Genomic DNA, 23,930 nt, shown 5'->3' on the forward strand with positions numbered 1-23,930 from the left:
CGAAGCGACTGGGGCCGGCGAAGCGGGGCGCAGCAGAGTCGGATGATTGAGATCGGTCAAGCGTTGGTCCTGCGATTGGGCTGGCGATGGCAGGGAGGGAACATGCACGGTGTATGCCGGTATCTGCACAGGCCAGGACCGCGGCTGCGCACTATAAAGCCGGACTTCCGAACGGGCTAGCATGCCTGTGATTATGGCAATGTGCCAGCCCTGTTGTCCGGTGCCAGTGGTCGTAGTGATACCGGCCCGTTCGGCAAGACCCTGCATCCTGTGCGAGAATGCCGCCCGCTTCAATGACAACGCATCGGAGATGTTCGGTTTTGGTTACTCACTTTTCCACCAATGGCCTCGATTCCGCCTGTGGGCGCAGCAGTCAGACCCTTGTCAGCACTGCCGTGACCGCGGACGTATCCTGCAAATCGTGCCAGCGCTCGCTGGACAAACCAGACGCTTCGGCCTCAAAGAATAAGACGCCATCGCTGGCTGAACTGCGCAAGACCGCCAAGGCGGCGGCAGCGCCGGCTCAAGAGGCACCTGTGGCTGCCGTGGCCAAGCCGGCTGGCAAGGTTGTCAGCACGCCAGTTGCGGCCAAGCCTGTCCAGCCCGGCAAGGTTGCCGAGCAGCCTGCCCGCAGTGGTGGCTTCAGCGTCAAGGCCGCTTATGCTGCGCGCCTGGCCGAGCAGGGCGAGCGTTGCCGCCTGCCGCGGGGCAAGGCTGTCAAGCAGCGTCACGTCTGAGCCATCTTCGGCTGCTGTGCCGGCCTCTTCGCGGGGCAAGCCCGCTCCTGCAAGCCTGGTGTTCTTTGTAGGAGCGGGCTTGTCCCGCGAAAGGGCCGGCACAGGCAATAAATGCCGGCCAGCATCACAACGATCCCACCCCACCATCCGACCACCCTGTGCAACGCCGCGCGTTGGCGTAGAATGGTCGACTTTGTTCAATGAAACCCCGTAAACACATCCCCCTGGCCACAAAGCCTGGGCGATCGTCGATGTCTTTACCTATTTAGAGGGCTTGGTTTTGGCTCAATACGTCTACACCATGCATCGGCTGAGCAAGGTCGTGCCGCCGAAGCGGGAAATTCTCAAGAATATTTCCCTGTCGTTCTTCCCAGGCGCCAAGATCGGCGTGCTCGGCCTGAACGGCGCCGGTAAGTCGACCCTGCTGCGGATCATGGCGGGCGTCGACAAGGAATTCGACGGCGAAGCCCGTCCGATGCCCGACATCAACGTGGGTTACCTGCCGCAGGAACCGCAACTGGACCCGAACAAGTCCGTGCGTGAAGTGGTCGAGGAAGCGGTCAGCGTGATCAAGGACGCCCAGGCTCGCCTGGACGAGGTCTATGCCGCCTACGCCGAGCCAGACGCCGACTTCGACAAGCTGGCTGCCGAACAGGCCAAGCTCGAGGCCATCCTGCAGGCCGCCGACGGCCACAACCTGGAGCGCCAGCTGGACGTCGCCGCCGACGCCCTGCGCCTGCCGGCCTGGGATGCCCGTATCGAACACCTGTCCGGTGGTGAGAAGCGCCGCGTGGCCTTGTGCCGCCTGCTGCTGTCGGCCCCCGACATGCTGCTGCTCGACGAACCGACCAACCACCTGGATGCCGACTCGGTAGCCTGGCTGGAGCGCTTCCTGCACGACTTCCCAGGCACCGTGGTAGCGATTACCCACGACCGTTACTTCCTCGATAACGTCGCTGGCTGGATCCTCGAACTGGACCGCGGCGCCGGTATCCCGTACGAAGGCAACTACTCGGGCTGGCTGGAAGCCAAGTCGGAGCGTCTGGCCCAGGAATCCAAGCAGCAGAGCGCCCACGAGAAGGCCATGAAAGAGGAACTGGAGTGGGTGCGCAAAGGCGCCAAGGCTCGCCAGTCCAAGTCCAAGGCCCGTCTGCAGCGTTTCGAAGAAATGCAGTCCCAGGAATTCCAGAAGCGCAGCGAAACCAACGAGATCTACATCCCGGCCGGTCCGCGCCTGGGCGACAAGGTCATCGAGTTCAAGAACGTCACCAAGGGCTACGGCGACCGCGTGCTGATCGACAACCTGTCGTTCGCCATGCCGAAGGGCGCCATCGTTGGCGTGATCGGTGGTAACGGTGCCGGTAAGTCGACCCTGTTCCGCATGTTGATGGGCAAGGAACAACCGGACTCGGGCAGCATCGAGATCGGTGAGACCGTGCAACTGGCCTGCGTGGACCAGAGCCGCGAGGACCTGGACGGCGGCAAGACCGTGTTCCAACAGGTTTCCGACGGTTCCGACATGATCAAGATCGGCAGCTACGAGATCCCGTCGCGCACCTACGTTGGCCGCTTCAACTTCAAGGGTGGCGACCAGCAGAAGTTCGTCAAGGACCTGTCCGGTGGTGAGCGTGGCCGCCTGCACCTGGCCCTGACCCTGAAGGAGGGCGGTAACGTCCTGCTGCTCGACGAACCGTCCAACGACCTCGACGTCGAAACCCTGCGTTCCCTGGAAGAAGCCCTGCTGGACTTCCCGGGCGCCGCCATCGTGATCTCCCACGACCGTTGGTTCCTGGACCGTGTGGCCACTCACATCCTGGCGTACGAAGATGACTCGAACGTGGTGTTCTTCGAGGGCAACTACACCGAGTACGAAGCCGACCGCAAGAAGCGCCTGGGCGATGCTGCTGCCCAGCCGCACCGCGTACGGCACAAGAAGCTGGCCCAGTAAGCCGGTCTTCTGACGCACAAGAATGGGGCCCTTCGCGGCCCCATTTTTGTGCCGGCTCACAGCGGCAAGGCGCCGATTTTACCGATGAACTGATGGTGATTTTGTATACACTTATATAAAACGCACCAAATAATTTCATAAAAACGACATTTCGCCCTATTCCAGTGCGATTGCTTCTTGGTACATTCCAGAAAAAACCAATAAGTCCAATCCTCTTGGTGAGATGTCTACCATGATCGAATCTGTCGACAATTTCCTCGCGCGCCTTCAGCAACGCGACCCGGGCCAACCGGAATTCCACCAGGCTGTGGAAGAAGTGCTGCGTACCCTGTGGCCCTTCCTCGAAGCCAACCCGCACTACCTGCAGTCCGGCATCCTCGAGCGCATGGTCGAGCCTGAGCGCGCCGTGCTGTTCCGCGTGTCGTGGGTCGATGACCAGGGCAAGGTCCAGGTCAACCGCGGCTACCGCATCCAGATGAGCAGCGCCATCGGCCCGTACAAGGGCGGCCTGCGCTTCCACCCGTCGGTGAACCTGAGCGTGCTCAAGTTCCTGGCATTCGAACAGGTGTTCAAGAACTCCCTGACCTCGCTGCCCATGGGCGGCGGCAAAGGTGGCTCTGACTTCGACCCGAAAGGCAAGAGCGATGCCGAAGTCATGCGCTTCTGCCAGGCCTTCATGAGCGAGCTGTACCGCCACATCGGTGCCGACTGCGACGTGCCGGCCGGTGACATCGGCGTGGGTGCCCGCGAGATCGGCTTCATGTTCGGCCAGTACAAGCGCCTGGCCAACCAGTTCACCTCGGTTCTGACCGGCAAGGGCATGACCTACGGCGGCAGCCTGATCCGCCCTGAAGCCACCGGCTACGGCTGTGTGTACTTCGCTGAAGAAATGCTCAAGCGTCAGAGCCTGCGCATCGATGGCCGCCGCGTGGCCATCTCCGGTTCCGGCAACGTCGCCCAGTACGCTGCGCGCAAGGTCATGGACCTGGGTGGCAAGGTGATTTCGCTGTCCGACTCCGAAGGCACCCTGTACGCCGAAGCCGGCCTGACCGACGCCCAGTGGGATGCGCTGATGGAGCTGAAGAACGTCAAGCGCGGGCGTATCAGCGAGCTGGCTGACCAGTTCGGCCTGGAGTTCCGCAAGGGCCAGACCCCGTGGACGCTGCCATGCGACATCGCCCTGCCGTGCGCCACGCAGAACGAGCTGGACATCGAAGACGCCCGTACCCTGCTGCGCAACGGCTGCATCTGCGTGGCCGAAGGTGCCAACATGCCGACTACCCTGGCGGCGGTCGACCTGTTCATCGAGGCTGGCATCCTGTACGCACCGGGCAAGGCATCCAACGCCGGTGGCGTGGCGGTGTCTGGGCTGGAGATGTCGCAGAACGCCATGCGCCTGCTGTGGACGGCTGGTGAAGTGGACAGCAAGCTGCACAACATCATGCAGTCGATTCACCATGCCTGCGTGCATTACGGTGAAGAGGCCGATGGCAAGGTCAACTATGTGAAGGGCGCGAACATTGCGGGCTTCGTCAAGGTTGCCGATGCCATGTTGGCTCAGGGCGTGGTCTGATTCTAGACTGCCGGGGCCGCTTTGCGGCCCTTTCCGACCGGTCCGGCGCCCCGGCAAGGCCGCTTCTACAGGGGAACGCTTACTCTGTAGGAGCCGCCTTGCCGGGGCGCCGGACCGGTCGGAAAGGGCTGCAAAGCAGCCCCAGGGCCTCAACCGATTTCGATAATCTCGATCATCTGATCCCCCGCCGGCCGCCGCCAGAGCACTTCATCCCCAGGTCCGGCCCCAAGCAATGCCCGCCCCAGCGGCGATCCCCAGTTGATCATCCCGCGCCCGGCATCCGCCTCATCCTCGCCCACCAGCTCCACCACATGCTCCTGGTCCTGCTCATCAACGAACCTGACCCGGCTCCCAATCTGCACCTTGCTGCGCGATGTCGCCTCCGGCACCACCTGCGCGCTCTGCACTCGCGCGCTGAAATAGCGCAGGTCCCGCTCGGTATCAGCCAGACGCTGCTTGTCGCCGCGCTCGTCTTGGGCCTGCAACTCGCTGCGCAAGGCATTGAGTTCGCTCACGCGCTGTTGCAGCTGGCGCAGGCCGCTGGCGGTGACGTAGTTGGGCTGGTCGCTGACGCGCCGCTCCACGGGCTGGTCAGCCTGGGCGGCGGTCTGGTCTTCGTTGACGAATGCTCGGCTCATGCAATGGCCTCCTTCTAGTGGAGACCAGCATGGCAGGCTGGCGGTTTCAGTGGATGTCCGTTTGCGACCTAGTTGCGGCGATAGGCACGGGCGGCGCCCTGGTCTTTCTCCTGTTGCCACTCGCGATCACGCTCGTCCCAGAAGCGCTCATGGTACTGGCGCTGCTCCTCGCTGTTCTGCATCGCGTGGCACTGTCGGAAACCATCGTCCCAGCCAGTCTCGTAGTGGCGATCGTGCAGGTACCGTGGTACGTCTTTCTTGAAGTCGCCAACCATCAGCCCGGCCGCCTGACGGCCGCTGCTGCAACCGTCCTGATAGCCGTCGGCGTAGGCGGGGGGATAACCGTGGTTGACCATCTGATCGTGGGTGGTTTCGCAACCCGCCAGCAGCAACGCAATGAACAAGCCGAACCAGTACCGCGACATGACCACCTGGACCCTTGGATAGATGCTGGAAGTCTAGGTGGCGATTTGTCAGGGAGCTGTCAAAACAGTGTCAAAGAGTCGGTTGGATCACACCTGCCGGCCTTGACGCAATCACTGTAGGAGCGGCCTTGTGTCGCGAAAGGGCCGCAAGGCGGCCCCGGCAATATCAGCTTGAAACGCGGAAATCATGGGTGCGCTTCGCACCCCTTTCGCGACACAAGGCCGCTCCCACAGGGCCGCGTCAATAGTGATACCACTTCAGCTCCAGCATCACCTCGTTCTGCGCCGTCGCCAGGTGGCTGAACTCCCGCGAAGCACTCAATCTCACCCCGAGGTTCTGGCTGATCTCCCACTGCTGGTTCAAGCTCACACTGCGCCGCACCTCGCCATTTGTGAAGTAATCGCCTTTGGCCTCCAGCGTCATGTTGCCCAGCCCGTTGCGCCACAGCAGCCCACCATTGAACCCTGTCGCCGGGGCGACGAACTGGGCGAAGTCGTTGTGGTGCTCGACCCGCACCGTGCCCAAGGCGAAGCCCAGCAAGCCATCGGCCAGTTGCCAGGTGCCACCGGCACCGCCATTCACATGGCTCACCAGCACCTCGTCGTCATGCTTGCCCGGCACCCGCTCCAGGCCACCGGCCACTTGCCAGGACCAAGGCTTGAGCAGCTCGTTGCGCGGCGTCAGCGAGCGGATGGTGGCCAGGTCCAGGCGCTGCACCTGCCAGTCGTTGCCTTCGTACTGGCGCACCTTGAGCTGCAGGATCTCGATCTGCGCTCCCAGCGGGAAGCCATAGGCATTGTCATTGAGGTCGTGGTAGGCCATGCGCAGGCCGTATTCGGCGTAGGCGCGGTCCTCTCGGGTACCGACGCCCAGTTGCCAGGTCCGCGAGTCATGGCCGTCCTCGGGCAGGCCGGGCCGCTCGATCTGCAAGGGCGGCGGCGGGTTGCTGTTGATCGCCCGCAGCAGCTCGAAACTGCGCTTGGCCTGCCCAGGGTCACGCTCCTGGCCATTGGCCCGGTAGCGCTCCAGGCGGTATGCGGCATCCTGCACCAGCGCCTGGCGCTCGCGGGGCAGGGCTTTGAAATCGGGGCTTTGCAGCTGTGTGGTATCGGCACTGACGGCCAGCACCTGGCGCTTCTCGTCATGGTCCAGTGGCTCGGCCCTGGCCAGCAGCTCGCGTTCGCGTGACGGGCGGTAAGTCTCGCTGGCGACCAGGCCCGATTGCTTCACCGCCTTCACCGTATCGGTGGGGATGGCGGTCAGCGGGAACTGCGAGGTCAGGTCCAGGCTTGGCCGGGCTACCTGCAGCAACTCCAGCAGGCGGTAGGAGCAGTTTTCGTCGAAGAAGAAGTAATCGAACTGGATCTGCTTCAGTTCCCAGACGTGCTCGACCATGCGCCCGGTTTCCTCTGGCGTCAGGTCCAGCTGGTACTCCCACAGGTCGCGGTTCTCCAGGCTGCGGTATTCGGAGAGCTTTTCCTGGTAGGGCATCAGCGCGAACAGGCCCGGGTAGCCGCCCATCAGGCCCTTCCAGGCATACAGGATGCTGTTGTCACTGCCTTCGATGTAAGCACCGAAATTGATTGCATAGCTCAGCAGCGTGGTGTCGTCGCTGCGGGTGTTGGACTGGTCGATGCGCAGCAGGGTATGGCCGAACATCGACGAAGGGCTGTTCAGGTAGGCAGCCGGGAAGATCAACGCCGCACTGTGCGGGTCGATCGACTTGTACCAGGTCTTGAACTCCTGGCAGTCCGGTTGCGGCAGGCTTTGCAGGTCGAGCTGTTCACGCAGCCAGCGGGTGCGTGCGGGGAATACGCACTGGGCGTGCTTGTCACCCAGGCTGGCCGGGGCGTACAGCGCTTCGACCGTGGCCTTGAGCTCCTGGTCCGGGTGGTGCGCGCCGTCCTCGGCGAGGAAGAAGGCGTCGTCGTCCACATAGCTGCGCCAGCCGCCGAGCTTGGCGGTTTCATAGTGGCCCAGGGCAATCCAGTAAGGGGTGTTGGCCAGTTGCTGGATACGGCCTGGGTCCAGCACGGGCATGGCATGAACGGGGGCGCAGGCACACAGCGCCAGGGAAGCGAGGCGTTTGAGCATGTCGGGCAACTACTTCTTAACGATGCCGAAAAAAGGCGAAACCCGCCCCGGAGGCCGGGGCGGGAGCAGCTGCACTCAGGCCTCGGTGGCGTATTTGGCCAGGCGTGGGTCGTTCTTCAGAACGGCCAGGGTGTTGCTGTGGACAGTTTCGGCAGTCACGTCGGCGCTGCTGAAGATCTGGTTGAAGTGCTGGTGGGTGACCGAGGCGAAGTAGCCGCGATCTTCCGGCGCGACGCCCAGAACCACGGCGTAGGTGGTCAGGGCTTCGCCCTGGCCCATGGCCATGTCTTCGGACAGCTCGTTCATCATGCCATTCATGGCAAACCAGGATTTGCCGCCGTAGGTCAGCGAAGCTTTGGTCGAGCAGCCGTTGGTGCCCGAGGTCATGCCGAAGGTGGCGTTACCGGAGGTGCCGTTGGTGGTGGAGGCCAGGAAGTGCGCTGGCGTACCGCGCTGGCCTTCGAACAGCATGTTGCCCCAGCCGCAGTTCGGGCCGCCCGGCGCTTCGGCCAGGGCGTTCAGCGAGACCACGGTGAACAGAGTACCCAGAAGAATCCGTTTCATAGCATTGTTCTCTTTGTCTTAACCAAGGGTCAGGGTTTGTCTGGCAACGCGGTTGCCAGGTCGGGAAAGCATTTCACCCACCCGCGCAGCTTGGAGTTTAGGCATGTTCTAAAGGTTGCGTCGTTGATTGCGAAAAATTTGCTCGGACATGACAGCGTCCCGGCTGCGACATAAAGTCCTGTGGAGCCTTGCAAGGCGCGCGCGGGCAGCGCCAGAATGCTGCGTATCTGCCCCGCCGAAGTAAGGAAACCCAATGCCCGATCCTGTCGCTGCGCGCCTGCGTCTCGCGCCTGAAGCCCTGACCCGGCGTTTCTCCCCCGAGCAGTTTGCCTTTACCAATACCGACGATCTGGAGCCGTTTCGCGGAGTCCTGGGCCAGGAGCGTGCTGTCGAGGCCCTGCAGTTCGGCGTGGCCATGCCGCGCCCTGGTTACAACGTGTATGTGATGGGCGAGCCGGGCACCGGCCGCTTCTCGTTCGTCAAGCGCTACCTCAAAGCCGAGGGCAAGCGCCAGCAGACCCCAGCCGACTGGCTCTACGTCAACCACTTCGACGACACCCGCGAGCCCCGCGCACTGGAGCTGCCCTCCGGCAGCGCGGCCGAGTTCATCAGCGACATGGGCGGGTTGATCGACAACCTGCTGGCGACCTTCCCGGCGGTGTTCGAGCACCCTTCGTACCAGCAGAAGAAGGGCGCCATCGACCGCGCCTTCAACCAGCGTTATGACCGTGCGCTGGATGTGATCGAGCGTGCATCGCTGGAAAAGGACGTGGCCCTGTACCGCGATGCCAGCAACGTCGCCTTCACCCCGATGGCCGACGGCAAGGCACTGGACGAGGCCGAATTTGCCCAGTTGCCCGAAGAAATCCGCGAGCAGTTCCACGAGGACATCGCGCTGCTCGAGGAGCGCCTCAACGAGGAGCTGGCCAGCCTGCCGCAATGGAAACGCGAGTCGAACAACCAACTGCGCCAGCTCAACGAAGAAACCATCACCCTGGCCCTGCAGCCGCTGCTGGCGCCGCTGTCGGAAAAGTACGCCGAGAACGCGGCCGTCTGCGCCTACCTGCAGTCTGTGCAGCTGAACCTGCTGCGTACCGTGGTCGAGCAGCTGGTTGAAGACAGCAAGACCGACGCCGCTGCGCGCAAGCTGCTCGAGGAGCAATACGCGCCGAGCCTGGTGGTCGGTCACCACGCTGACGGTGGCGCACCGGTGGTGTTCGAGCCGCACCCGACCTACGACAACCTGTTCGGCCGCATCGAATACAGCACCGACCAAGGGGCACTGTACACCTCGTACCGGCAGCTGCGCCCGGGCGCGCTGCACCGCGCCAACGGCGGCTTCCTGATTCTCGAAGCCGAGAAGATGCTGGGCGAGCCTTTCGTCTGGGACGCCCTCAAGCGCGCCCTGCAATCGCGCAAGCTGAAGATGGAGTCGCCACTGGGCGAGCTGGGCCGTGTCGCCACGGTCAGTCTGACGCCGCAGATGATCCCGCTGAACATCAAGCTGGTGATCATCGGTTCGCGCCAGCTGTATTACGCGCTGCAAGACCACGATCCGGACTTCCAGGAGATGTTCCGTGTGCTGGTCGACTTCGACGAAGACATGCCGATGGTCGATGAGAACCTCGAGCAGTTCGCCCAGCTGCTGCGCACCCGCACCAACGAAGAAGGCATGGCGCCGCTGACCAGCGATGCTGTGGCGCGCCTTGCCACCTACAGCGCCCGTCTGGCGGAAAACCAGTCGCGCCTGTCGGCACGTATCGGTGACCTGTTCCAGCTGGTCAGCGAGGCTGATTTCATCCGTCAGCTGGCCAGCGACGAGATGACCGATGCCGGGCACATCGAGCGTGCGCTCAAGGCCAAGGCCACCCGCACTGGGCGTGTCTCGCAGCGGGTGCTCGACGACATGCTCGCCGGCATCATCCTGATCGACAGCGAAGGTGCGGCCATCGGCAAGTGCAACGGCCTGACCGTGCTGGAAGTCGGCGACTCGGCGTTCGGCATGCCGGCGCGCATTTCCGCCACCGTCTACCCCGGCGGCAGCGGCATTGTCGACATCGAGCGCGAGGTCAACCTCGGCCAGCCGATCCACTCCAAAGGGGTGATGATCCTCACCGGGTACCTGGGCAGTCGCTATGCCCAGGAATTCCCCTTGGCGATTTCTGCGAGCATCGCCCTGGAGCAGTCCTACGGCTATGTCGATGGTGACAGTGCCTCGTTGGGTGAAGCCTGCACGCTGATCTCGGCCTTGTCGCGCACGCCGCTCAAGCAGTGCTTCGCCATCACCGGCTCGATCAACCAGTTCGGTGAAGTGCAGGCGGTGGGTGGGGTCAACGAGAAGATCGAAGGCTTCTTCCGCCTCTGCGAGGCGCGTGGCCTGACCGGCGAGCAGGGGGTGATCATCCCGCGTGCCAACGTTGCCACGCTGATGCTCGACGAGCGCGTGCTGCAGGCGGTGGAGAACGGCATGTTCCACGTCTATGCCGTGAGCCAGGCCGACGAGGCGCTGAGCCTGCTGGTGGGCGAGGAGGCCGGGGAGCTGGACGACAAGGGCCAGTTCACCGAAGGCAGCGTCAACGCCCGGGTGGTCGAGCGTCTGCGCGAGATTGCCGAGATGATCAGCGAAGAAGAAATCGAGAAGGCAGAAAAGGAACGCCTGGAAGAGGTGATTGCCCAGGCCAAACCGGCCTGAGTCAATAAATCGGCGCTGGCGGCCATGTGCTACCGTTCAGCGCCGGTTTTCCATCTTTCTGTGCTGTTCTTCTATGCTGGAACTTAAGGACGGTATCAGGGTTCAGGATGGAAACAGCCTGGGTTTTCAGGCTGAACAGGGCTCATTCGAGGGGAACGCGGCCATGCGCAACCTCAGCCTTACTCGCCAGTGCCTGGGCCTGGTGACCCGCATTGAATGCAGCATTCGTCCGCTGGCCGGCGACAACGGTATGTGGACCTTGCTGTTCGCTGCCGGCATGGCCGGTGAGCAACCCTCGGCGATCAAGGCACAGGGGCCCTTCCACGGGCCGATGGTGGCCGAATCCGTGCTCAGCGCCATTGTCGACAGCCTGACCCTGCATGGGTATCAGGTGGCCGACGACCCTCAGATCTGGTGCCTGCACCTGCAGGCTCAGCTGCGGCGGATCAACGGCGAACGCTGCCGGAACCTGGGGGATTACCAGTTCCACCCTGAAACCTGAGCATACACACTCAGCGGTGCGGCATCTGGCCGCAGGCTTTTGCTGTCACAGGTGGCTGGCTATACTCGCGGCCGATTTTCCAGTCACCTGACGAGTCCCAAACCCTCCATGGAACGTATTCTCGAAAACGCGATGTATGCCTCGCGCTGGCTGCTCGCTCCCATCTACTTCGGCCTGTCCCTCGGCCTGCTGGCCCTGGCGCTGAAATTCTTCCAGGAAGTTGTCCACGTCCTGCCCAACGTTTTCGCCCTCAGTGAAGCCGACCTGATCCTGGTCATCCTGTCGCTGATCGACATGTCGCTGGTGGGCGGCCTGCTGGTGATGGTGATGATTTCCGGCTACGAGAACTTCGTGTCGCAGCTGGACATCGATGAGAGCAAGGAAAAGCTCAACTGGCTGGGCAAGATGGACTCTTCGTCGTTGAAAATGAAGGTAGCCGCTTCGATCGTGGCGATTTCTTCCATCCACCTGCTGCGGGTGTTCATGGATGCGCAGAACATCTCCACCGACTACCTGATGTGGTACGTGATCATCCACATGACCTTCGTGGTCTCGGCCTTCTGCATGGGCTACCTGGACAAGCTGACCAAGCACTAACAGCTGGCGCTGTCAGTGTGGGAGCGGCCTTGCGTCGCGAAAGGGCTGCGCAGCGGCCCCAGGCTTTCTGCCCTCAAGCTGAAATTGCCGGGGCCGCTCTGCGGCCCTTTCGCGACACAAGCCCGCTCCCACAAAGGATCGAAGCCAACTGACGAGCGGCGTCAGTAATGCCTTGTGCAATCCCCCGATTCGTACAAAAAATGAGCACTCATGCGTGGTTCCCAAAGCGAGGTGCTCTCATGAACCTGCATCAGCTCAACTCCGAGGCCAGGGCTGGCCATGTCGACGAACTGAACCTGATTGCCATCGAAGGCGGCGACTACCTGATCGAGGCCCGGGTCAAAGGCCATCCCCATCCCCTGTCCGATACCCGCGGTGAGCGCTTGCGCGTGCGCTCGGTGGAGGATGCGCGCAAGTTGCTGCAGACCATTCCGATGGTGTCGATGAACCTCGTGCACTGGTCGGTGCAGGACGAAATGTGCGGCATGGGCACGCACCCGGAAGAAGACCTGAAGGTGCCGATTTCCCAGCGTTCGGCCTGGTAGCTGCTCGCGCCGGCCTTGTGTGCTAGGCTGCTCGCCCTTTTCATCAAGGGCGCGGCTGCACTGCGCCCTGCAGTGGAGCACGACAATGTCCGAACTCAACCTGTCCACCGACGAAACGCGCGTCAGCTACGGCATCGGCCGTCAACTGGGCGGCCAGCTGCGCGACAACCCGCCACCAGGCGTGAGCCTGGAAGCCATCCTGGCCGGCCTGACCGACGCTTTCAGCGGCGCCGAGAGCCGTGTCAGCGAAGCCGACCTGTCGGCCAGCTTCAAGGTCATCCGTGACGTGATGCAAGCCGAAGCTGCTGCCAAGGCTGAAGCCGCCGCTGCCGCTGGCAAGGAATTCCTGGTCGAAAACGCCAAGCGCGACGGCATCACCACCCTGGCTTCGGGCCTGCAATTCGAGGTGCTGACCGCCGGTGAAGGCGCCAAGCCGACCCGCGAAAGCAACGTGCGCACCCACTACCACGGCACCCTGATCGACGGCACCGTGTTCGACAGCTCCTACGACCGTGGTCAGCCGGCTGAATTCCCGGTTGGCGGCGTGATCGCTGGCTGGACCGAAGCCCTGCAGCTGATGAACGCCGGCAGCAAATGGCGCCTGTACGTGCCGAGCGAGCTGGCCTACGGCGCCCAAGGCGTTGGCAGCATCCCGCCGCACAGCACCCTGGTGTTCGACGTCGAGCTGCTCGACGTTCTGTAATGCCTTTGGGGCCGCTTTGCGGCCCATTCGCGGAACAAGCCCGCTCCTACAGGATCTGCGCCAACCTCAAAGGCTGCGCAGACCCTGTAGGAGCGGGCTTGCCCCGCGAAGAGGCCGGCCTGGCCAGTCTCAATTCCAGTCTGTTCCCCCTGGGCGCAAGGCCCGTGCATAGCAGAACAGAAACAGGTTCCGCACCAGCTCCTTGAGCACCACAGGCTCACTCGAATTCAGCCCGTACAGATCCAGGTCACCCTGGTCGCGCAGCTCGTCCAGTGCTTCTTCTTCGAGCACTGCGCACACCTCACCGGTTTCCCGATGGAGGATGCGCAGATAGGGGTGGGGGCGGTCCAGCCAGGCGTCGATCAGATAAGTCATGGCTATTCTCCTTGGAAAGCGGTTCCAATGAGAATAATTCTTATTATCAGAATAGCAAGCGCCAATTGCCTGAATTTGTAATCAGACCTTACGCACGAATTCCGACTTCAGCTTCATGGCGCCGATGCCGTCAATCTTGCAGTCGATGTCGTGGTCGCCATCGCACAGGCGGATGTTCTTGACCTTGGTACCGACCTTGACCACCAGGGACGAGCCCTTGACCTTGAGGTCCTTGATCACGGTAACGGTGTCGCCGTCCTGCAGGATGTTGCCGACCGAATCCTTCTTCACCACGTCATCGCTGGCCGCTTCGGCTTCGCCGCTGGCCGACCACTCGTGGGCGCACTCGGGGCAAATCAGCTGGGTGCCATCCTCGTAGGTGTATTCGGAGTTGCATTTGGGGCAGGGTGGCAGCGTGCTCACTTCGGTTCCTTAAACAGACAGACGGTTAAAGGCCCATATTATATAAGGTTTTGCTGGCGAAGTGTTCTGCCCGTACAAATGCATCGCGGGCAAGCCCGACTCCCACAGGGATCGTGCTACCTCAAGGGCTGCACTATTCCCTGTGGGAGCGGGCTTGCCCGCGAAGAAGGCGACTCGGTCTGTCAGTGGGTACGCGCGACCGCAAACTCGCTCAGTTCGACCAGCGCATCCCGGTATTCGCTGGCTGGCAGCACTTCCAGGCACTCGATGGCACGCTTGACGTAATCACGCGCCAGCTCGGCGGTGTACTTCAGTGCACCCGAAGCCTCGACGGCCTCGCGAATCTGTTCCAGGTCTTCCAGTCCACCCTTCTGGATCGCCTTGCGCACCAGTGCAGCCTGCTCCGGTGTGCCTTCACGCATGGTGTAGATCAGCGGCAGGGTCGGCTTGCCTTCGGCCAGGTCGTCGCCGACGTTCTTGCCCAAGGCTTCGGCATCGCCTTCGTAGTCGAGCAGGTCGTCGACCAGCTGGAAGGCCACGCCCAGGTGGTCACCGAAGGTGCGCAGGGCTTCGCGCTGCGCTTCGCTGGCTTCGGCCAGTGCCGCGGCGCTGTGGGTCGAGGCTTCGAACAGCATGGCGGTCTTGCCGCGGATGACGTCCATGTACACCTCTTCGGTGGTGCTGGCGTCGCGTACCCGCGACAGTTGCAGCACTTCGCCTTCGGCGATCACCCGGGTGGCCTTGGACAGGATCTGCATGACCGGCATCGAGCCCAGCTCGACCATCATCTCGAACGAACGCGAATAGAGGAAGTCGCCCACCAGCACGCTCGGTGCGTTGCCCCACAGGGCGTTGGCGGTGGAGCGGCCACGGCGCATGCCGGACATGTCGACCACGTCGTCGTGCAGCAGGGTGGCGGTGTGCAGGAACTCGATGGTCGCGGCCAGCAAACGCAGGTCGGCGCCTTCACGGCCCAGGGCCTTGCCGCACAGCAGGACCAGCAGCGGACGCAGGCGCTTGCCACCGGCGGACGTGATATAGTCGCCGATCTTCGATACCAGCGGCACGCGCGAGGTCAGCTGCTTCTTGATGATCTCGTCGACGGCGCTGAAATCTTCAGCTACCGCGCGGTAGAAGGTTTGGGGTTGCATCGGCTGCTCCAGTGAGGTTGCGCGGCATGCTAGGTCGCGGGTCCCGGTGTGTCAAGGCGCGGTGCCCACGGGCCGGGGGCGGGACTTGCAAGCAAAAGCGGGGTTGCGTACAATCGCGCACCCTAACTTCCTGGGCAGCACCTGCCTTACGCAATTGCACAGGGCCGTTCCAGCCCCATGCAGCCATGCCAGCCAATACTCATCATATAAAGCGCTGGGTGAGCAGGATTATCGGAGAAATACCATGTCTTACGCAGTAATCGTTACCGGCGGCAAGCAGTACAAAGTCGCTGAAGGTGAATTCCTCAAGATCGAAAAACTGGAAGTCGCCACTGGCGAATCCGTGACCTTCGATCGCGTCCTGCTGGTTGCCAACGGTGAAGAAGTCACCATCGGCGCACCAGTCGTCGCCGGCGCTAAAGTGGTTGCCGAAGTCGTTTCGCAAGGCCGTCACGACAAGGTTCGCATCATCAAGTTCCGTCGTCGTAAGCACCACATGAAGCGTATGGGCCACCGCCAGTGGTTCACCGAGATCAAAATCACCGGTATCCAGGCTTAATCGCCTCGGTCCCCTGAATTTATTTGGAGAATTGAACCATGGCTCACAAGAAGGCTGGTGGTAGTACTCGTAACGGTCGCGACTCAGAATCTAAACGCCTTGGCGTGAAGATGTATGGCGGCCAGGTTATCAAGCCAGGCAACATCATCGTCCGTCAGCGCGGCACCGAATTCCACGCTGGCTACGGCGTTGGCATGGGCAAGGATCACACCTTGTTCGCCAAGATCGAAGGCGTGATCAAGTTCGAGAAGAAAGGCGAGTTCATGCGCCGTTACGTGAGCATCGTCGCCGCTTAATCGCGACGTCGCTCCAGAAGCCCCGTCATGCGACGGGGCTTTTTCGTTTGTGGTGAGCCTCTTGCAAAGCTGTTTGTTTGGGCTGCCGGCGTGGGTTTCTACGGTCGTACGGGGCCGCCGCGCTCATTTTTGCAAGAGCCTCAGGTTTTTCAGTATTCAACTCGCCCGCAGGCGAGAGGCGGTTTTCAATGAAGTTTGTTGACGAAGTATCCATTCGGGTCAAAGCCGGTGACGGCGGTAACGGTTGCATGAGCTTCCGTCGCGAGAAGTTCATCGAGAACGGCGGCCCAAACGGCGGTGACGGTGGTGATGGTGGTTCGGTGTACATGGTTGCCGACGAAAACCTCAACACCTTGGTCGACTACCGCTACACCCGTCACCACGAAGCCCAGCGCGGCTCCAACGGTGGCAGCACCGACTGCACCGGCAAGAAGGGCGATGACCTGTTCCTGCGCGTGCCGGTCGGCACCACCGTGATCGACGCCTCGACCCAGGAAGTGATTGGTGACCTGATCACCCCTGGCCAGAAGCTGATGGTCGCCCAGGGCGGTTGGCACGGCCTGGGTAATACCCGCTTCAAGTCCAGCACCAACCGTGCGCCGCGCCAGACCACCCCAGGCAAGCCGGGTGACCAGCGCGACCTGAAGATGGAAATGAAGGTACTGGCCGATGTTGGCCTGCTGGGCCTGCCGAACGCGGGTAAGAGCACCTTCATCCGTTCGGTCTCGGCCGCCAAGCCGAAAGTCGCCGACTACCCGTTCACCACCCTGGTACCCAACCTGGGCGTGGTCAGCGTCGACCGCTGGAAGAGCTTCGTCATCGCCGACATCCCCGGCCTGATCGAAGGCGCCTCCGACGGTGCCGGCCTGGGCATCCGCTTCCTCAAGCACCTGGCGCGTACCCGCGTGCTGCTGCACCTGGTCGACATTGCGCCGCTGGACGAAAGCAGCCCGGCCGATGCCGCCGAAGTGATCGTCAACGAGCTGACCCGCTTCAGCCCGTCCCTGGCCGAGCGCGAGCGCTGGCTGGTGCTGAACAAGTCGGACATGGTCATGGACGACGAGCGCGATGAGCGCGTGCAGGAAGTGATCGACCGCCTGGAATGGGAAGGCCCGGTCTACGTGATCTCGGCCATCTCCAAGCAGGGCACCGACAAGCTCAGCCACGACCTGATGCGCTACCTCGAAGACCGCGCCGACCGCCTGGCCAACGACCCGGCCTACGCCGAAGAGCTGGCCGACCTCGACCAGCGCATCGAAGACGAAGCCCGCGCCCAGCTGCAGGCCCTGGACGACGCCCGTACCCTGCGTCGCACCGGCGTCAAGAGCGTGCACGACATCGGCGACGACGACGATGGCTGGGATGATGATTTCGAGGACGACGAAGACGGCCCGGAAATCATTTACGTGCGCGACTGATCGGTTGCAGTACACTAAACGCCGCTCTCAGGAGCGGCGTTTTTGTATCCACGGTATCTACAGATTCGACATAGGTTGGAAGAAGATGCGAAGCAAGGTGACGGGCGCCAAGCGCTGGGTCGTGAAGATTGGCAGTGCCCTGCTGACCGCCGATGGCAAGGGCCTCGACCGCGGCGCCATGGCCGTATGGGTCGAGCAGATGGTCGCGCTGCGTGAAGCAGGCGTGGAGTTGGTACTGGTCTCCTCCGGGGCCGTGGCTGCCGGCATGAGCCAGCTGGGCTGGACTTCCCGACCGAGTGCGATGAACGAGTTGCAGGCGGCTGCCTCGATCGGCCAGATGCGCCTGGTGCAGGCCTGGGAAACGAGCTTCGGCGAGCATGGCAAGCACACCGCGCAGATCCTCCTGACCCACGATGACCTGTCCGACCGCAAGCGTTACCTGAATGCCCGGAGCACCCTGCGCACCCTGGTTGACCTGGGGGTAGTGCCGGTGATCAACGAGAACGACACCGTGGTCACCGACGAGATCCGCTTTGGCGACAACGACACCCTGGCCGCGCTGGTGGCCAACCTGGTGGAAGCCGACCTGCTGGTGATCCTCACCGACCGCGACGGCATGTTCGATGCCGACCCGCGCAACAACCCCGAGGCCCAGCTGATTTACGAAGCCCGCGCCGACGACCCGTCGCTGGATGCCGTGGCTGGTGGTACCGGCGGTGCCCTGGGCCGCGGCGGCATGCAGACCAAGCTGCGCGCTGCACGCCTGGCAGCCCGTTCCGGCGCCCACACGATCATCATCGGTGGCCGCATCGAGCGTGTGCTGGACCGCCTGAAGGCCGGTGAGCGCCTGGGCACGCTGCTGTCGCCCGAACGCGGCATGCTGGCGGCACGCAAGCAGTGGCTGGCTGGCCACCTGCAGACTCGCGGCACCCTGGTGCTCGACGCGGGCGCCGTGCAGGCGCTGCGTGAGGCGAACAAGAGCCTGCTGCCGGTCGGCGTGAAGACCGTGCAGGGCAGCTTCCGCCGTGGCGAGATGGTGGTCTGCGTCGGACCGGATGGCGTCGAGGTGGCCCGTGGCCTGGCCAACTACAGCGCGCTGGAGGCGCAGAAGATCATCGGCCAGCCGTCCGATCAGATCGAGACCGTGCTGGGCTATATCGCCGAGCCGGAGCTGGTGCACCGCGACAACCTGGTGCTGGTATGAAGCTGCTCAAGCGGGCGCTTGCCCTGGCCGTCGTTGCCCTGCCGATGCTGGCCGGGGCCGAGGAGATCGGCCAGGTGTCCACAGTATTCAAGTTCCTCGGGCCGAACGATCGCATCGTGGTCGAGGCGTTCGATGACCCTAAGGTCGAAGGAGTGACCTGCTACCTGTCGCGGGCCAAAACGGGCGGCGTGAAGGGTGGTTTGGGGTTGGCGGAAGATCGGGCGGAGGCTTCGATTGCCTGCCGTCAGGTCGGGCCGATCAACTTCAAGGGTGAATTGAAGGACGGTGAGGAGGTGTTCAAGGAGCGCACCTCGCTGGTGTTCAAGACCATGCAGGTGGTGCGCTTCCTCGACAAGAAGCGCAATACCCTGGTGTATCTGGTGTACAGCGACCGCATGATCGAAGGCAGCCCGCAGAATGCGGTGACCGCAATCCCGATTCTACCTTGGAATCATTGATGTCCAAGGGGAGGCCTTCGGCCTCCAATCGCGGATAAATCCACTCCTACAAGCATTCCCCTGTAGGAGCGGATTTCTCAGGCCAACTCTTCGGCCTGATCCTCGCGCACAACCGCCTTCACTTCATCCAGGCGGCTGATGTACTTCCAGTCCGCCTCGTCGATGTAGATGCCATTCGGCCCGCTGCCACCTTCCAGGTCGATCGCCACGCGCGCCGACACCTGCGGCTTCACGCTCGCCAGAATCGGTACAAAGCCCAGCTGCAGGCTGGTCTCCAGCAGTGCCGCCTGGTTGCGTTCGTCGATGTCCGCCGCTTCGTCGAGGTAGTACGGCAGGCGAATGCGCCCGGCCAGGTCGCGGTCCATCAGGTGCAGCAACAAGTACATGTTGGTCAGCGCCTTGATGGTCATGGTGGTGCCGTTGGACGCCGCGCCGTCGATGTCGGCGTGGATGATCGGCTGGCCGTTGACCTTGGTGATCTCGAACGCCAGCTCGAACAGGTCCTTCAGGCCCAGCTGGTTATGATTTGCCGCCACCAGCCGCGCCAGGTACTCCTTGGCCTCTTCGTTCTTGTTGTCCTGCTCGGCGCTCTGGGTCAGGTCGAACACCGACAGGGTCTCGCCTTCTTCGTACTGGCCGGCGCTGTGGATGATCTGGTCGATGTGTTTGAGCGCTTCCTTGTTCGGCGCCAGCACCACGCGGAAGCTCTCCAGGTTGGACACCTGGCGCTTGTTGATCTCGCGGTTGAACAGGGCCAGCTGGTGCTCGAGGCTGTCGTAGTCGCTGCGGATGTTGCGCAGGGTCCGGGCGATGTCGGTGACCGCGGCGCGGCGCGCCTTGGCCAGGGTCAGGGCCTCGTCGGTGCGGTGTGCGTAGGCATTCACCAGCAGCTGAAGGCGGCGCTCCATGTCGTCTTCGCTGTCGAACTTGGCCACGCCCTTCAGGCGCACCTGGGCGTACAGCGCCTCGATCTGGTTGTCGACGCGTTGCAGGGCCTGCCAGCTGTCCTGGTAGTCGTTGAGCATCGGCAGCAGGTTGTCCATGGAGTCATCGACAGCTTCCATGAACGGCGTGCCGTAGGGCAGGTCGGCCGGCAGCAGTTGGCGGCGGCGCAGGGCGTCTTCCAGGGTTCGCTGCTTGGATTCCAGGTCGCCGATCTGACGGCCGACCAGCTGCAGCTTGGCCGACAGCTGCTGGACGCGCTCGGTGAAGGCGTCGCTGGAGCGCTTGAGCTCGTCCTGGGCGGCTTCCAGCTGCGCCAGTTGCTCCATCTTCTCGGGCTCTTCGGCGCTCAGGGTTTCGCTGCGGCGGAAGTCTTCCAGGGCTTTCTGGGCGTCCAGCACTTCCTGGTACAGGGCTTCTGTCTGCGCCTTGGAGGCGGTGCGGTCGGCGGCGACCTGCTGCTGGGTCTTGAGCTGCTTGAGCTCCTTTTCCAGGCGCTCCTTCTGGTCGCGCAGGGCCGCACGGTCGGCCAGGGCCTGCAGGGCCGGCGGGTCGATGTTGGAGATGTCGATGGACAGGCCAGGGGCCTCGAAGCGCTCGCCCTTGAAGCCGTCGAGCACCGCTTCCAGGGATTTCACCCACAGGTCGCTGTCGTCCAGCTCGATGCCGCGATCGCCCAGCGGCAGGCTGAACAGTGCGCCGTTGAACAGGCGCATCAGGCGATCGACGTCCTGCTGCGAGAACTCTTCGCGCAGGCGCGCATAGCTGTTGTTGTCGGCGTGGTCGAGCTGCTGCTTGACCTGCTTCAGGCGTTTTTCCAGGTCGCGCACGCGCTCGTCGAGGTCTTCGGCGCTGAACTGACGCGACTGCGCCAGGGCACCGGCCAGTTCATCATGGGCGTCCTTGGCGGCTAGCAAGCCCTGCTCCAGCACCTTGACGTCCTCGACCAGGGCGAAGCGGTGCTTGAGCACCGACAGCTCGCCGAGCCAGCGCTGGATGCCGGTGATTTCACGTTCCAGGCGCATCAGCTCCTGGGTGCCGCCACGCTGGTCGTTCTGCAGGCGGTCCTGCTCGCCACGGAAGTGCTCGGCCTGGATCACCAGCTCTTCCTTGCGCGCCATGGCGTATTCCTGCCAGGTGCCCAGCAGGTTGTCGAGCAAAGGCGAAAGGCGGTGAAGCTTGCCGCGCAGGATGTCGCGCTGGGCGACGCCGCCGGCCAGGGCCTCGACCAGCGGACCGGCTGCTACCAGGGCGTTGTAGTCCTGCTCCATGCGGCGAACGTCGCGGAAAGCTTCTTCGCAGGCGGCGATGTAGTCGACGCTGCCCGAGCGCAGGCTGTGCTCGAAGGCGTCGAGGAACAGCTGCTTGAGTTTGGCAGCGGTGATCTCGCGCATGTGCAGCAGGTTGATGAACAGCGCGCGGAAGGTTTTCAGGCTCTGTTCGCTGGTCGAGCGCAGGGGGATCAGGGTCAGGTCAAGCGGGCACGAGGTGTGGCCGCCGACCAGCAGCCGGCGCAGTTCATCGGGCTTGAGTTCATAGGCCTTCAGGCCCAGGCGCTCAAGGTTGGTGAACAGCTCTTTCTGGCGCAGGCAGGTGTCGTTCTTCTGGTAGTGGGCCAGGTCCAGCTCGCCTTTGTAGGCGAAGAACTGGTGGCCGAAACCGCCGCCCGGGCCGCGGCCGACCACACCGATCACGTGTGGGCCGTGGGGCAGGTTCAGTTCGCAGAGGATGTACGAGGTATCGCTGGCGAAGTAGAAACGGCGCGACTGCTCCAGGCTGTACTTGCCGAAGCTCATGTCGGACATGCGCGCCAGGATCGGGAACTGCAGGGCGTTGATCGACGCCGATTTACCCAGGTTGTTGGCACCGTACACCGACAGCGGGTGCTCCAGCGGGAACAGGCCGAGGCTGTAGCCGGCGGTGTTGAGCAGTGCGAAGCGGCGGATGCCGTAGCGTTCCTGGCTCATGCGTCAATCTCCTGTTGCTCTTCGCGGATGGCCCGGGCCAGGGCATCCTCTTCGCTTTCCTCGCCGTCGAACGGGGTGAGGTCGAGCGGGTCGTCGGTGCGGTTGAGTTGTTCCGGGCTTTCTTCTTCCACCAGTACCGGGGTCGGCAGTGGCAGGTCGCTGTGCAGGCTGGCGGCCAGGTCGCGGTCCTGCTGCACCGACAGGCATACGTCGAGGAAGCGGTGCATCGGCGGCAGGAAGCGGTAGATGCCGCCTTCTTCATGGGCGAAGCCGAGCTGGGTCATGCGGCGCATGATCTTTTCTTCCAGCTCGTCGACGGTCTGCACTTCAGCCTGCAGGAACAGGTCGCGGTACTTGTCCAGCAGCGAGGGCAGCTCGTCGCGGCCGATGCTGCCGCCGTCGAGCACGGCCATCGGGTCGCGGCCCTGGTCGGCCAGGTGCTCGACGATGATGAAGGTGAACAGCGACAGGCGCTGGGCGGTCTTGTTGACCTGCGCGGCGGCCTGTTCGGGGACGAAGTAGTAGAAGCCGCGGGTGTCGCACACCAGCTCGAAGCCCAGGGCCTTGAACAGGGTGCGGTACTGGTCCTGGAAGTTCGACAGCTGGGCGTACATTTCAGGGTCGCGGCGGCTGACGTGGAAGCCCTTGAACAGCTCGCGGAAGATCGGCGCGAGCTGGGACAGTTCGGAAAGATCAAGATGCATTGGCTGGGCTCGCGTTGGTTTCAGGTTGCGCTTCGCGGCTGGACGTCAGGGCGAACGAGCGCAGGCTGACCAGGTGTTCGTGGGTGGTGTACTCGCGCCGCTCCAGGCGTTCGCGCTTGAAGCGCTTCTCCCGCGACAGGCGCGAGAACCAGTACAGCAGTTCATCGGTGGCGCCTTCGGGCTCCTGGTCCAGCAGCCAGACCATGAGGTCTGGCAGCGGCAGGGCGTCTTCGCAGCGCTCGAGCATCTCTTTGACCGTGCGTGGTGCGCGCGGCAGCGGGCCCTTCTGGGTCTTGTGCGCCTTGGGGAACTTGGCCGGCTTCGGCTCGAAGCGGGCCAGGGCATAGACGTAGGCCTCGACCTGGCTGGCACTGCCGAGGAAGGTACTCTGCGGGCGGGTGAACAGCGGCATGGCCGCTTGCGGCACGGCATCGATGCCTTTGCGCCGGATCACCGACAGCGCCAGCGCGGCGCCACGGGTCACGGCGTTGTGCCGGCGCGCTTCTTCACGCAGCGGCAGCAGCAGTTCGCGGGCGTGGCGCAGGGTCAGCTGGGCGCTGGTCTGCATTTCCAGGATGCGCGCGTGGGTGCGCAGCAGCATGTCGTCATCGACCAGGTGGCCCAGACGCGCCTGTTCGCCGAGCAGCTTCAGCAGCACGGTCTCGACCTTGCGCACGCCTTGCTCGAAGGCGCCGTCGGCGTTCACCAGCTGGATCATCGGCTCGACGTACTCGTCCCAGGTCGCCAGTACTTCGGCGTAACGCTGGCGCAGCGGGATCTGGCGGTTGCTGGTCTTGGCCCGTTCGGCCACGGCGACCAGCGCCTGCTCGTCGTTGTCGAGCTTCTTCAGTACGTCGCGCACGCGCATGTCGAGCAGGCGCAGCTGGCGCGCCAGGTCGTCGCTGTCGCGGTTGTCGAAGGCATCCTGGATATGCCCGGCCAGGCGCTCCAGGTGGCGCAGGTAGGCCTCGATCTCCAGGCACAGGCCCAGCCGGTGCTCGCGGCGTAGGTAGGCGAGGAAGTCGTGGATCTGGGCGTTGAGCTCGAAGCGGTTCGGGCTCTTGGCCACCGGCACCAGGATATCCAGGCGGATCCACACGTCGAGCAGCTGGGTGATGTCCTGCGGCGTGCTTTCCACCTGCTGGCGGCCCAGTTGCTGGCGCAGCTCCACCAGGCTCAGGGTGCCTTGGTCGAAGCGCTCGCACAGCGGCTCGATCAGAGCCCAGTGTTCGGCTAGGGCGCGCAGGACGCGCTTGGGTTCGATCATTGGCGTCTACTCGTTGCCAAGTAAAAAGGGGGCGATTGTACTTCATCCGGAGGGGAGGATTTCACCCCTTGGTCTGTAATGAGAGATAACCTTGGTGCTTGTAGGGGATCCACTGGCTCGTTTGCGGGGCACAGGCAACAATTTTCC

At 63.2% G+C, this 23,930-nt stretch carries 23 protein-coding genes; 13 read left to right on the top strand and 10 right to left on the bottom strand.

What is annotated here, in order from left to right; genetic code table 11:
- The first annotated feature begins 320 nt into the window (after positions 1–320).
- The 3 genes from ACLEJU_RS14950 to gdhA all read left to right on the top strand — a co-directional run bounded on the left by ACLEJU_RS14950 (position 321) and on the right by gdhA (position 4,258).
- On the top strand, positions 321–737 hold the full coding sequence (locus ACLEJU_RS14950) for a hypothetical protein (protein WP_435424190.1): 417 nt from the start codon (positions 321–323) through the stop codon (positions 735–737).
- Between the two features lie 280 nt (positions 738–1,017).
- A complete protein-coding gene (ettA, locus tag ACLEJU_RS14955; RefSeq protein WP_103445757.1) occupies positions 1,018–2,685 on the top strand; it encodes an energy-dependent translational throttle protein EttA in 1,668 nt (555 codons plus the stop codon).
- 232 nt (positions 2,686–2,917) lie between these two features.
- Positions 2,918–4,258 carry an NADP-specific glutamate dehydrogenase gene (gene gdhA / locus ACLEJU_RS14960; RefSeq protein WP_435424191.1) on the top strand — a complete coding sequence of 447 codons (1,341 nt, stop codon included), beginning with the start codon at positions 2,918–2,920 and terminating at the stop codon, positions 4,256–4,258.
- A gap of 149 nt (positions 4,259–4,407) precedes the next feature.
- Here gdhA and ACLEJU_RS14965 read toward each other — a convergent pair whose 3' ends face one another.
- The 4 genes from ACLEJU_RS14965 to ACLEJU_RS14980 all read right to left on the bottom strand — a co-directional run bounded on the left by ACLEJU_RS14965 (position 4,408) and on the right by ACLEJU_RS14980 (position 7,980).
- On the bottom strand, positions 4,408–4,896 hold the full coding sequence (locus ACLEJU_RS14965) for a GreA/GreB family elongation factor (RefSeq protein ID WP_435424518.1): 489 nt from the start codon (positions 4,894–4,896) through the stop codon (positions 4,408–4,410).
- A 68-nt stretch (positions 4,897–4,964) separates the two neighbouring features.
- Positions 4,965–5,321: a hypothetical protein gene (locus ACLEJU_RS14970; RefSeq protein WP_435424517.1), complete on the bottom strand. Its 357-nt coding sequence runs from the start codon at positions 5,319–5,321 to the stop codon at positions 4,965–4,967.
- Between the two features lie 241 nt (positions 5,322–5,562).
- Positions 5,563–7,416 carry an Lnb N-terminal periplasmic domain-containing protein gene (locus tag ACLEJU_RS14975; RefSeq protein WP_435424516.1) on the bottom strand — a complete coding sequence of 618 codons (1,854 nt, stop codon included), beginning with the start codon at positions 7,414–7,416 and terminating at the stop codon, positions 5,563–5,565.
- A 75-nt stretch (positions 7,417–7,491) separates the two neighbouring features.
- On the bottom strand, positions 7,492–7,980 hold the full coding sequence (locus ACLEJU_RS14980; protein ID WP_054887210.1) for a DUF3015 domain-containing protein: 489 nt from the start codon (positions 7,978–7,980) through the stop codon (positions 7,492–7,494).
- Between the two features lie 253 nt (positions 7,981–8,233).
- Here ACLEJU_RS14980 and ACLEJU_RS14985 point away from each other — a divergent pair, with 253 nt between their 5' ends.
- The 5 genes from ACLEJU_RS14985 (at position 8,234) to ACLEJU_RS15005 (ending at position 13,019) form a co-directional block, all read left to right on the top strand.
- Positions 8,234–10,672 carry a Lon protease family protein gene (locus ACLEJU_RS14985; RefSeq protein ID WP_435424515.1) on the top strand — a complete coding sequence of 813 codons (2,439 nt, stop codon included), beginning with the start codon at positions 8,234–8,236 and terminating at the stop codon, positions 10,670–10,672.
- 163 nt (positions 10,673–10,835) lie between these two features.
- Complete coding sequence (locus ACLEJU_RS14990; protein WP_027918263.1) at positions 10,836–11,174, top strand: PA4575 family protein; 339 nt, start codon at positions 10,836–10,838, stop codon at positions 11,172–11,174.
- Positions 11,175–11,282: 108 nt separating this feature from the next.
- Positions 11,283–11,771, top strand: coding sequence for a TIGR00645 family protein (locus ACLEJU_RS14995; RefSeq protein ID WP_003247486.1), 489 nt, complete (start codon positions 11,283–11,285; stop codon positions 11,769–11,771).
- A gap of 239 nt (positions 11,772–12,010) precedes the next feature.
- Positions 12,011–12,316, top strand: coding sequence for a DUF6482 family protein (locus tag ACLEJU_RS15000; protein ID WP_435424514.1), 306 nt, complete (start codon positions 12,011–12,013; stop codon positions 12,314–12,316).
- Positions 12,317–12,401: 85 nt separating this feature from the next.
- Positions 12,402–13,019 (top strand): FKBP-type peptidyl-prolyl cis-trans isomerase, encoded by a 618-nt coding sequence (locus ACLEJU_RS15005; protein ID WP_435424513.1) that lies wholly within the window; start codon positions 12,402–12,404, stop codon positions 13,017–13,019.
- 129 nt (positions 13,020–13,148) lie between these two features.
- On the opposite strand, the gene ACLEJU_RS15010 is transcribed toward ACLEJU_RS15005, so the two are convergent.
- From ACLEJU_RS15010 to ACLEJU_RS15020, 3 genes are all read right to left on the bottom strand, one after another.
- Positions 13,149–13,394 carry a PA4570 family protein gene (locus ACLEJU_RS15010; RefSeq protein WP_060512530.1) on the bottom strand — a complete coding sequence of 82 codons (246 nt, stop codon included), beginning with the start codon at positions 13,392–13,394 and terminating at the stop codon, positions 13,149–13,151.
- A gap of 81 nt (positions 13,395–13,475) precedes the next feature.
- Positions 13,476–13,817 (bottom strand): zinc ribbon domain-containing protein YjdM, encoded by a 342-nt coding sequence (locus ACLEJU_RS15015; RefSeq protein ID WP_103445748.1) that lies wholly within the window; start codon positions 13,815–13,817, stop codon positions 13,476–13,478.
- Positions 13,818–13,999: 182 nt separating this feature from the next.
- Positions 14,000–14,968 carry a polyprenyl synthetase family protein gene (locus ACLEJU_RS15020; protein WP_435424512.1) on the bottom strand — a complete coding sequence of 323 codons (969 nt, stop codon included), beginning with the start codon at positions 14,966–14,968 and terminating at the stop codon, positions 14,000–14,002.
- 244 nt (positions 14,969–15,212) lie between these two features.
- Here ACLEJU_RS15020 and rplU point away from each other — a divergent pair, with 244 nt between their 5' ends.
- From rplU to ACLEJU_RS15045, 5 genes are all read left to right on the top strand, one after another.
- The gene (rplU, locus tag ACLEJU_RS15025; RefSeq protein ID WP_003247466.1) at positions 15,213–15,527 is read left to right on the top strand and encodes a 50S ribosomal protein L21; all 315 of its coding nucleotides are present in this window, start codon (positions 15,213–15,215) and stop codon (positions 15,525–15,527) included.
- A 38-nt stretch (positions 15,528–15,565) separates the two neighbouring features.
- Positions 15,566–15,823 (top strand): 50S ribosomal protein L27, encoded by a 258-nt coding sequence (gene rpmA / locus ACLEJU_RS15030; protein ID WP_003247464.1) that lies wholly within the window; start codon positions 15,566–15,568, stop codon positions 15,821–15,823.
- A 188-nt stretch (positions 15,824–16,011) separates the two neighbouring features.
- Entirely contained in the window at positions 16,012–17,241 is a 1,230-nt protein-coding gene (gene cgtA, locus ACLEJU_RS15035) for an Obg family GTPase CgtA (protein WP_294339283.1), read from the top strand.
- Between the two features lie 85 nt (positions 17,242–17,326).
- On the top strand, positions 17,327–18,445 hold the full coding sequence (proB, locus tag ACLEJU_RS15040) for a glutamate 5-kinase (protein ID WP_435424511.1): 1,119 nt from the start codon (positions 17,327–17,329) through the stop codon (positions 18,443–18,445).
- A complete protein-coding gene (locus ACLEJU_RS15045; RefSeq protein WP_435424510.1) occupies positions 18,442–18,903 on the top strand; it encodes a CreA family protein in 462 nt (153 codons plus the stop codon). The genes proB and ACLEJU_RS15045 overlap by 4 nt, the downstream gene beginning before the upstream one ends.
- Before the next feature lie 77 nt (positions 18,904–18,980).
- On the opposite strand, the gene mksF is transcribed toward ACLEJU_RS15045, so the two are convergent.
- From mksF to mksB, 3 genes are read right to left on the bottom strand one after another with little or no spacing between them, the layout of a single operon-like run.
- The gene (gene mksF, locus ACLEJU_RS15050; protein ID WP_435424509.1) at positions 18,981–21,812 is read right to left on the bottom strand and encodes an Mks condensin complex protein MksF; all 2,832 of its coding nucleotides are present in this window, start codon (positions 21,810–21,812) and stop codon (positions 18,981–18,983) included.
- On the bottom strand, positions 21,809–22,516 hold the full coding sequence (gene mksE, locus ACLEJU_RS15055) for an Mks condensin complex protein MksE (RefSeq protein WP_027918273.1): 708 nt from the start codon (positions 22,514–22,516) through the stop codon (positions 21,809–21,811). Before mksE ends, mksF begins: the two co-directional genes overlap by 4 nt.
- Complete coding sequence (gene mksB / locus ACLEJU_RS15060; RefSeq protein ID WP_027918274.1) at positions 22,506–23,783, bottom strand: Mks condensin complex protein MksB; 1,278 nt, start codon at positions 23,781–23,783, stop codon at positions 22,506–22,508. The genes mksE and mksB overlap by 11 nt, the downstream gene beginning before the upstream one ends.
- Positions 23,784–23,930: the final 147 nt, after the last annotated feature.

It is taken from the genome of Pseudomonas sp. SMN11 (assembly GCF_052041945.1).
In the GTDB taxonomy this organism is placed as follows: Bacteria; Pseudomonadota; Gammaproteobacteria; order Pseudomonadales; family Pseudomonadaceae; genus Aquipseudomonas.